This window comes from Mesorhizobium sp. M7A.T.Ca.US.000.02.2.1 (genome assembly GCF_003996995.1).
In the GTDB taxonomy this organism is placed as follows: domain Bacteria; phylum Pseudomonadota; class Alphaproteobacteria; order Rhizobiales; family Rhizobiaceae; genus Mesorhizobium.
Map to the genome: position 1 here is coordinate 1 of NZ_RZTT01000321.1, position 7,104 is coordinate 7,104.

The 7,104-nt window shown below is 63.8% G+C and carries 6 protein-coding genes and 1 pseudogene; 6 read left to right on the forward strand and 1 reads right to left on the reverse strand.

The window, feature by feature from the left end:
* Positions 1-592 (reverse strand): sugar-binding domain-containing protein (locus tag EOD15_RS24850; RefSeq protein ID WP_281035578.1); only part of this gene is annotated, 592 nt, incomplete at its 3' end.
* Between the two features lie 259 nt (positions 593-851).
* Here EOD15_RS24850 and EOD15_RS24855 point away from each other — a divergent pair.
* From EOD15_RS24855 to EOD15_RS24880, 6 genes and pseudogenes are all read left to right on the forward strand, one after another.
* On the forward strand, positions 852-1,838 hold the full coding sequence (locus EOD15_RS24855) for an ABC transporter substrate-binding protein (RefSeq protein ID WP_127321716.1): 987 nt from the start codon (positions 852-854) through the stop codon (positions 1,836-1,838).
* 88 nt (positions 1,839-1,926) lie between these two features.
* Positions 1,927-3,630 (forward strand): iron ABC transporter permease, encoded by a 1,704-nt coding sequence (locus EOD15_RS24860; protein ID WP_127321715.1) that lies wholly within the window; start codon positions 1,927-1,929, stop codon positions 3,628-3,630.
* Complete coding sequence (locus EOD15_RS24865; RefSeq protein WP_127321714.1) at positions 3,618-4,697, forward strand: ABC transporter ATP-binding protein; 1,080 nt, start codon at positions 3,618-3,620, stop codon at positions 4,695-4,697. Before EOD15_RS24860 ends, EOD15_RS24865 begins: the two co-directional genes overlap by 13 nt.
* Positions 4,697-5,863 (forward strand): MBL fold metallo-hydrolase, encoded by a 1,167-nt coding sequence (locus EOD15_RS24870; protein WP_127321717.1) that lies wholly within the window; start codon positions 4,697-4,699, stop codon positions 5,861-5,863. Before EOD15_RS24865 ends, EOD15_RS24870 begins: the two co-directional genes overlap by 1 nt.
* Positions 5,860-6,618, forward strand: coding sequence for a 5'/3'-nucleotidase SurE (locus tag EOD15_RS24875; protein WP_127321713.1), 759 nt, complete (start codon positions 5,860-5,862; stop codon positions 6,616-6,618). Before EOD15_RS24870 ends, EOD15_RS24875 begins: the two co-directional genes overlap by 4 nt.
* 108 nt (positions 6,619-6,726) lie before the next feature.
* Positions 6,727-7,104 (forward strand): annotated as a pseudogene (locus EOD15_RS24880) (hypothetical protein); the annotation flags it as partial.

Below are 7,104 nucleotides of genomic sequence, written 5' to 3' on the forward strand. Positions count from 1 at the left end.
GCTGTGCCCAGAGGAGATCACGCAGCGAGGAATTGTCGACCGTCACCGGCGCGGTGATCTGGTAGCTGTCGACCTCGAAGACGTCTGCGACCTTGGCTGCGACGATCGATGGATTGATCCATTGCGAATGCGGCAGGCTGCCGACGAGCGCCACCACGCAGGCACGCTTCAACTGCCGGCGGGCAAGGAAGCCGAGGCTGGCATGCAGGGTCGCGCCGCCACCGATCGCCAGCGTCATGCCGTCCTGCATCTGCTCGCCGAGATAGGCCGCGACGGCGTGGCCGATGGCCTTCTCCAGATGGTCATGCCCCGACGGCGTCGGGATGACGACGGCGGCGTTCAGACCCCAGCGCTTTTCCAGTTCCCGCTCGAGCGCCACCTGTCCGGCGGTCGGCGCGTTGATCATGGTGACGACAATGCCCTCGGCGGTGCACGAGGCCAGGGTACGCATGACCTTCACCCTGGAGACATCGAGCTTTTCGGCGATCTGTTCCTGGGTGAAACCTTCGACATAGTAGAGCCATGCCGTCTTGACGGTAAGGTCCGACGAGACCATCGGCAGGCGAGCCTGTCTGGGTTTTTCTGTGGTCATCGGTTCCTGTCCCTCATGAGCCGTGGCCTGCCCGGTGCTCATCAAGGAAACACCGGCCGGATGTCAACTGATGCCGGATCTTCGGCGTGTCGATTGTCGCACATTTCTGTTCATTTGTAATTGACATCGTACATATGAACATATTTTGTGGGTTTCACGCGCTGTGTCATCCACCAGTCATATGCGCCGTGCAGGGAGGAAGAGACGGGGAGCCGGCCAGAGCCGGACCGGTCATGCACAGACAAGACAGGAGGTCTCATTGAAGACGCACTTCATCAAGCTGCTGGCCAGCCAGCTGGCACTCGCGGCAACTTTGTTTGCCGGGGTGGCAAACGCCGAAACACTGACGCTCTACACGTCCCAACCAGAAGCCGACGCGGCCAAGACCGTGGATGCCTTCAAGAAGGCGCAGCCGGGTATCGACGTGACCATCTATCGCTCCGGAACGAGCGATATCCTGACCAAGATGGCGGCCGAGTTTGCCGCCGGCAGCCCGCAGCCCGACGTGCTTCTGATCGCCGATGCGGTCTCGATGGAGCTGTTGAAGAAGGACGACCGGCTGCTGCCCTATCCCGAGGCAAAGCTCGAAGGCATCGAGGCGGATGCCTATGATGCCGACAAGACCTATTTCGGCAGCAAGCTGATCACCACCGGCATCGTCTACAACACCGCGGCGACCGAGAAGCCGCAGCATTGGGCCGATCTCGCCAAGCCGGCCTATGCAGATGGCCTGGTCATGCCGAGCCCGCTCTATTCGGGTGCCGCTGCCTACCTGCTTTCGGGCTTCGTCGGCGATACCAATTATGGCTGGGATTTCTTCCAGAAGCTGAAGACCAACAACACCGTCAGCGTGCGCGGCAATGGTGCGGTGCTGAAGTCGGTGGCATCAGGCGAGAAGCCCTATGGCATCCTGGTCGACTTCATGGCGATGAACGCCAAGAAGAAGGGCTCGCCGGTCGAGTTCGTTTTCCCGTCGGAAGGCGTGCCGGCGGTGACCGAACCGGTCGCCATCATGAAGACCGCCAGGAATGTCGAGGGCGCCAAGAAGTTCGTCGACTTCATTCTTTCCGATGACGGCCAGAAGCTGGCGCTATCGATGGGCTATCTGCCGGCGCGCGCTTCGGTCGGCCGCCCCGAATGGCTGCCGGAAGGCGTCAAGGTCACAGTGATGCCGTTCGACACCAAGGCAATCGTTGCCAAGACCGACGCCGACAAGGCGAAGTTCTCGGAACTGTTCGGCGGCTGAGCCGGCAATCCAGTCGGCATGCCCCTCTAGCGGCATGCCGACTGCGAAACCCGAGCGCATCGGCTGATCGATCCCAGGAAAAGCAATCATGTCAACACGGATCAGGGAAAGCCGGGGCCAGGAAATGGTCCTGACGGCGGCGGTAGCCATCGTCATCGTCCTGCTTTCGCTGCTGCCAATGCTGCGCCTGATCAAGGAGATCGTGGCACCCGGCGGCACGCTGTCGGCCGTCGCGATAAAGGCGGGGCTCGCCAGTCCGGCGACCTGGATCGCCACCTGGCACACACTGGTCGTCGGTATCGGCGGCACCCTGCTTGCGGTGCTGTCGGGAACGCTGGTGGCCGTCCTCGTCACTCTGACCGATATCCGCGCCCGCAGCGCCATGGTGCTCTGTTACGTCATGCCCCTGATGATCGCACCGCAGGTGACGGCGCTGGCCTGGCTGCAATTGTTCGGCCCGGCAAGCCCGTTCCTCAAGCTGTTCGGGGCGGCACCGCCGCTCGGTACCAGGAATCCGCTCTATTCGACATCGGGCATCATCCTGCTGCTCGGCGTGCAGTATGGGCCGCTGGTTTTCCTGCTGGTGCGCGCCGGCCTGCGCAAGCTGCCGCGCGAACTGATCGAAGCGGCGCGAGCGGGCGGTGCCGGCTGGTTCACCGTGCTGGTCACCATCGTGCTGCCTTTGATGACGCCCTCGATCATGGCCGCCGCCGCACTTGCCTTCGTCTCCTGCGTCGGCAATTTCGGCATTCCGGCCTTTCTGGGCATTCCCGCCAACTATCTCGTGCTGCCGACGCTGATCTATCAGAAGCTGGCCGGCGGCGGCCCCGCCGTCCTCGGCGAAACCGCGTTCCTGTCGGTGCTGATCGGCATCATCGCCATGGCCGGTATCCTTGCCCAGGAGATCATGAGCCGCCGCCGCGACTATCGCATCAGTTCCACATCGCTTTCGGCCGAGCCCTATGAACTCGGCCGCTGGCGGCCCGCCGTGCAGGCCGGCATGTGGCTGCTGATTATCGTGGTGCTGTTCCTGCCGCTGTTCGGGCTAGTCTTGACATCGCTGGTGCCGGGCTACGGCATCGCGCTCACCGCCAAGACGGCAACCTTCGACAATTATCGCTTCGTGCTGTTCGAGCATGATGCCGCCAGCCGCGCCTTCTTCAACAGCTTCTGGCTGTCGATCGCGGCGGCCTTCTTCGCGGTCCTGGTTGCCGTGCCGATCGGCTATCTGATCGCCTGGGGCAAGCAGCGCTGGGTGCGGCTGCTCAATCTGTCGGTCGAGCTCCCCTACGCTTTGCCCGGCGTGGTGCTGGCGATCGCCTCGCTGCTCATGTTCCTGCGGCCGATCCCGCTCACTGGCATCCAGCTCTACAACACCGTCTGGATCATCCTCTACGCCTATCTTGCCCGCTTCCTGGTGCTGGCGCTGCGGCCAACCATCAGTGGCTACCACCAGATCGACCGGGCGCTGGAGGAGGCTGCGCAAGTGGCCGGCGCCGGGCTGTTCACGCGCATGCGCACGATCATCTTTCCCTTGGTGGCACCGGCGGCGATCGCCGGCGGCCTGCTGATCTTCATGACGGCGCTGAGCGAACTCACCGTTTCGGCGCTGCTGTGGTCGTCGGGCTCGGAAACCATCGGCGTGGTGATGTTCTCCTTCGAGCAGGGCGGCGATTCCAACTATGCGGCGGCGATGTCCGTCATCACCGTGGCGGTCACCTTCGTGCTGATGCTGGTCACCAATCTGCTTGCTCCCTACCTTCCGACCGGAGTGCTGCCATGGCGCGATTGAGCCTGGACAATGTGACCAAGAGCTTCGCCAATTTCGATGCCGTCAAGGACGTGTCGATCGACGTCGCCGACGGCGAGTTCCTGGCAGTGCTCGGCCCTTCCGGGTGCGGCAAGACGACGTTGCTGAGGCTGGTGGCCGGATTCGAGAAAGTGACCTCAGGCGAAATCCGCATCGGCAATGAGGTCGTGTCGGGCAAGGGCGGCAGCGTCGCGCCGGAAAAGCGGCGTGTCGGCATCGTCTTCCAGAACTATGCGCTGTGGCCGCATATGACGGTGGCCGAGAACATCGGCTATTCGCTGAAGGTGGCGAAGCTCGACAAGGCTGTCGCCCGCCGGAAGGTTGAAGACGCACTCGCCCTTGTCAATCTGCAAGGGCTGGGCGAGCGTCGGCCGGCCAATCTTTCCGGCGGCCAGCGCCAGCGCGTGGCGCTGGCGCGCTGCCTTGTCGCCGCGCCCTCGCTAGTGCTGTTCGATGAGCCGCTCGCCAACCTCGACGTGCATCTGAGGGCATCGATGGAGGACGAGTTCGCATCCTTCCACAAGCGCACCGGCACCACCATCGTCTACATCACCCATGATCAGGCCGAGGCGATGGCATTGGCCGACCGCATCGCGGTGATGGATGACGGGCGCCTTGCCCAGTTGGCGACGCCGCGCGAGCTCTATCATGAGCCGGCAAATGAAATGGTCGCATCCTTCATTTCGCAAGGCATTTTGCTGCCCGCCGACGTGCTGAGCGCGGAGCAGGTGGGCCACTGCAAGATCCGGGTTCTCGGGACTGAACTGATTGTCCGCTGCCGGCCAGGCGAGCGGCCTCGCGCTGGCGCCAAGATCTGCTGCCGGTCGGCCGATCTCGACGTGTCGCCGGACGGTCCCGGCTTCGATGGCCTGGTCAAGCGGGTGATCTATCAGGGTGGCTCGGCGCACATCGAATTCACGCCTTCGACCAGTCCCGATCTCACCTTGCATTTCGAACAGCCCGACCCGGTTGTGCTGGAGAGCGGAGCCCAGGCGCGTCTGCGGATACGGTCCGGCTGGCTGATCCCGGCGGCGGGGGCGGCATCGTGATGATGCTCGACCTGCTCGGCGGCTTTGGCGAAAAGGGCCGCACCAGCCTTGCTGTCAGCAGCGGCAAGGATCGCATCCTGCTCGACGTCGGCATCAAGGTTGGCGCTTCGGGCGCGGACTACTATCCGGCGCTGGACGGGGCGGTCACCGATATCGACGCGCTGTTCGTCTCGCATGCGCATGAGGATCATGTCGGCGCGCTGAGTTGGCTGCTGTCGCGCGGCTATGCCGGCCGGATTTTCATGACGGCCGAGACCCGCAATGAGGCGCCTGCCACGCTCGCGGGCTATGCTGAGCCCGAGGATTTCAGGCGGTTCCCTTTTCCCGAAGACCGCATCGAATTGTTCGAACCCGGCGATACGCTGAAGAGCGGAAATCTCGCGATCCGGACGGGACGCTCGGGGCATGTCGTGGGCGGCGTCTGGTTTGCCGTGGACGATGGCGAGAGCCTCGTCGCCTATTCGGCCGATGTGGTGCCGGACAGCAATGTCTTCGTCATGGATACGATCCCGCACTGCGACCTGCTTGTCCTCGATGCTTCCTATGGCGCCGATCCGGTGCCGGGGGCGGCGCGTGCGCGTGAAATCTCGCAATGGGTGGCGAAGCATTCGGACGGGTGTCTTTTGCCGACGCCGCTCTCGGGTCGGTCGCTGGAACTGATCGCGGCCTTGCCTGGGCCGTTCGCGATCCATGCCGGCATGCGTTCGTCCCTGGAAGCGCAGATCGGCGCCACGGCAGCCTTGTTGCCGGGTGTTTGCGCGTTGCTGCGCCGCCGCTTGCAGGAAGCAGCCGACTGGGCCGATGCTGATCCCCTGCCGTCCACGCCGTTGCTGGCGGATGACGGCATGGGTGAAGCCGGCCCGTCGTCGCGCCTCTTGCCGCGTGCCGACCATTCCGGTTTTCCGGTGCTGCTTACCGGCCATCTGCCGTCAGGCTCGCCGGGCGATCTGTTGCACAAGGCCGGCCGGGCGGACTGGGTGCGCATGCCGACCCATCCGACGCTGTCGGGCAATGTCGACATCTGGGAGAAGGCCGGCCGTCCCGCCGCACTCGGTCATTCCTGCACGCCGGACCTTCTCGGCGATCTGCAAACCCACATCCCGTCGCTGCGCACGCAATGCCGCACCGGCCAGCGCATAGTGGTGTCGGAGGCAAGAAAACGATGAGAATTCTGATCTGCAACGACGACGGCATCGAAGCGCCGGGGCTTGCCCGTCTGGTCAATGCGGCCGGCGCGTTGAGCGACGATGTCTGGGTGGTCGCGCCCGACGGCAAGCGCACCGCTGCCGGCTCGTCATTGACGATTGCCAGGCCGTTGACCATGCGGCGCGTCAAACCGAACTGGTACTCCTGTTCCGGCACCCCGGCCGATTGCGTGGTAAGCGCCATGACCTGGCTGTTCGCCGATTCCGGGAAGCCGGGCCTTGTGCTGTCGGGCGTCAACGATGGCCGCAACGTTGCCGAGGACCTTGCCTATTCCGGTACGCTCGGCATTGCGCGGGAGGCGACGTTCTGGGGCGTTCCAGCCATCGGCTTCTCACGCGTGAAAAATCCTGATTTCACCGATGGCGACGACCAATGGCTTGGCGCGCTAATCGCCTCGTTGTGGCAATCGCGCGCAGAATGGGCGACGGAGGGTCATTGGCTGAGCGTCAACCTGCCAACGGCGCTGCCGGCCGAAATCCGGCAGCCGCGCATCGGTCGCGACAAGATCGCCCGCAAGGCCGAGATCGTGGAAAGCGATGGCGATCGCACTATCATCACGGTGCCGCGCGGTCGGGCCCATGACAGCCAGCCGGGTGACGAAAACGAGGCGATCGATGCCGGCTTCATCAGCATCAACCGGCTGAACTGGTTTGGCGAGACACGGCTGGACGAACGGTTTCTGGACGGGATCCCGCGCCAGCGGCAAACTGGCTGACCTGGGGTCTGCGCGTCGTCATCCGATCACCAACCTGTCAGCGGTTAAATCAAGCCAATCCACCACCTATGCTTGAAGCCGCCGCTATTTCATTCCACATCGGTGAGGATGAAGGGCGAGACAGGAGAACGGCGGCGGCATCTGCTGTGGGCTTTGCCCGCATCGCTGATCCTGCATGCGCTCATCGCGGCGTTTCTGGTCTATGGCCTGCCGAGACCCGAGCAGCAGCCGGTTCAGCAGGAACAGCCCGTCAATGTCGCGATCGTGCCGCCACCCGAGAAGCCCAAGCCGAAACCTGCTCCAAAGCCACCTGAGCCGACACCTGAAAAGAAGGCTGAAAAGCCGCCTGAACAAAAGCCGGCTCCGGAACCGCCGAAGCCGCCAGACGACCAGGTTCTGAAGCGCGTTTTCCAGTACGGCCAGAAAGATACCGGGCCGGAGAAATCGCTCGACGGAAGCAGCGCTAAGCCCAGCACGCCGTCGACA